General features: G+C 61.0%; 1 protein-coding gene. It reads left to right on the top strand.

Annotated features, from left to right (window positions below; genetic code table 11):
• On the top strand, positions 1-2414 hold a 2414-nt coding region (gene metH, locus ACXRVY_RS24425), incomplete at both ends, for a methionine synthase (RefSeq protein WP_458238465.1).

Consider the following 2414-nt stretch of genomic DNA (forward strand, 5'->3'; position numbering starts at 1 on the left):
TGGTGACCTTCCTCAATCTGATTGCCGGCGAACCGGACATCTCCCGCGTGCCGATCATGATCGACTCCTCCAAGTGGGAAGTGATCGAAGCCGGCCTGAAATGCATCCAGGGCAAGGGCATCGTCAACTCGATCAGCATGAAAGAAGGCGTCGAGCAGTTCATTCATCACGCCAAACTGTGCAAGCGCTACGGCGCCGCGGTAGTGGTGATGGCCTTCGACGAAGCCGGCCAGGCCGACACCGAAGCGCGCAAGAAAGAAATCTGCAAGCGCTCCTACGATATTCTGGTCAACGAAGTGGACTTCCCGCCGGAAGACATCATCTTCGACCCGAACATCTTCGCGGTGGCCACCGGTATCGAAGAGCACAACAACTACGCCGTCGATTTCATCAATGCCTGTGCTTACATCCGCGACGAGCTACCGTATGCGCTGACCTCCGGTGGCGTGTCCAACGTGTCGTTCTCGTTCCGTGGCAACAACCCGGTGCGCGAGGCAATCCATTCGGTATTCCTGCTGTACGCAATCCGCGCCGGGCTGACCATGGGCATCGTCAACGCCGGCCAACTGGAGATCTACGACCAGATCCCGGTGGAACTGCGCGACGCCGTGGAAGACGTGATCCTCAACCGCACCCCGGAAGGCACCGACGCCCTCCTCGCCATCGCCGACAAATACAAGGGCGACGGCAGTGTCAAGGAAGCCGAGACCGAAGAGTGGCGCAACTGGGACGTCAACAAGCGTCTGGAGCATGCGCTGGTCAAAGGCATCACCACCCACATCGTTGAAGACACCGAAGAGTCGCGCCAATCCTTCGCCCGCCCGATCGAAGTGATCGAAGGCCCGTTGATGGCCGGCATGAACATCGTCGGCGACCTGTTCGGTGCCGGTAAAATGTTCCTGCCGCAAGTGGTGAAATCCGCTCGCGTGATGAAGCAGGCCGTGGCGCACCTGATCCCGTTCATCGAACTGGAAAAAGGCGACAAGCCAGAGGCCAAGGGCAAGATCCTGATGGCGACCGTCAAAGGCGACGTGCACGACATCGGCAAGAACATCGTTGGCGTAGTGCTGGGCTGTAACGGCTATGACATCGTCGACCTCGGCGTGATGGTGCCGGCGGAGAAAATCCTCCAGGTGGCCAAGGAACAGAAGTGCGACATCATTGGCCTGTCCGGCCTGATCACCCCGTCGCTGGATGAAATGGTCCACGTCGCCCGCGAAATGCAGCGTCAGGACTTCCACCTGCCGTTGATGATCGGTGGCGCCACCACCTCCAAGGCGCACACGGCGGTGAAGATCGAGCCCAAGTACAGCAACGACGCGGTGATCTACGTCACCGACGCCTCCCGCGCCGTGGGCGTGGCGACCCAGTTGCTGTCCAGGGAACTCAAGGCTGGTTTCGTCGAGAAAACCCGCCAGGACTACATCGAGGTTCGCGAGCGCACTGCCAACCGCAGCGCCCGCACCGAACGCCTGAGCTACGGCGCGGCCATCGCCAAGAAGCCGCAATTCGACTGGGCGAGCTACACACCGGTCAAACCGACTTTCACCGGTACGCGGGTGCTGGACAACATCGACCTCAACGTTCTGGCCGAATACATCGACTGGACGCCGTTTTTCATATCCTGGGACCTGGCCGGCAAGTTCCCGCGCATCCTCCAGGACGAAGTGGTCGGTGAAGCCGCCACCTCGCTATACAAAGATGCCCGGGAAATGCTCACCAAACTGATCGACGAGAAACTGATCAGCGCCCGTGCGGTGTTCGGCTTCTGGCCGGCCAACCAGGTGCATGACGACGACATCGAGCTCTATGGCGATGACGGCAAGCCAATGGCCAAGCTGCACCACCTGCGCCAGCAGATCATCAAGACCGACGGCAAGCCGAACTTCTCCCTGGCCGACTTCGTTGCGCCCAAAGACAGTGAAGTGACCGACTACGTGGGTGGCTTCATCACCACCGCGGGGATCGGTGCCGAAGAGGTCGCCAAGGCCTACCAGGACGCCGGCGACGATTACAACTCGATCATGGTCAAGGCCCTGGCCGACCRCCTGGCCGAGGCCTGCGCCGAGTGGCTGCACCAGCAGGTGCGAAAAGACTACTGGGGTTACGCCAAGGATGAGACGCTGGACAACGAGGCGCTGATCAAAGAGCAATACACCGGCATCCGCCCGGCTCCGGGCTACCCGGCGTGCCCGGATCACACCGAGAAGGCCCAGCTGTTCGCCCTACTCGATCCAGAAGCCCAGGAAATGCGCGCAGGCCGCAGCGGCGTGTTCCTCACCGAACACTACGCCATGTTCCCGGCGGCAGCGGTCAGCGGCTGGTACTTCGCTCACCCGCAGGCGCAATACTTTGCCGTGGGCAAGATCGACAAGGACCAGGTGCAGAGCTACACCTCGCGCAAAGGCCAGGAG

The sequence above is a fragment of the Pseudomonas sp. P5_A2_2 genome, assembly GCF_054177685.1.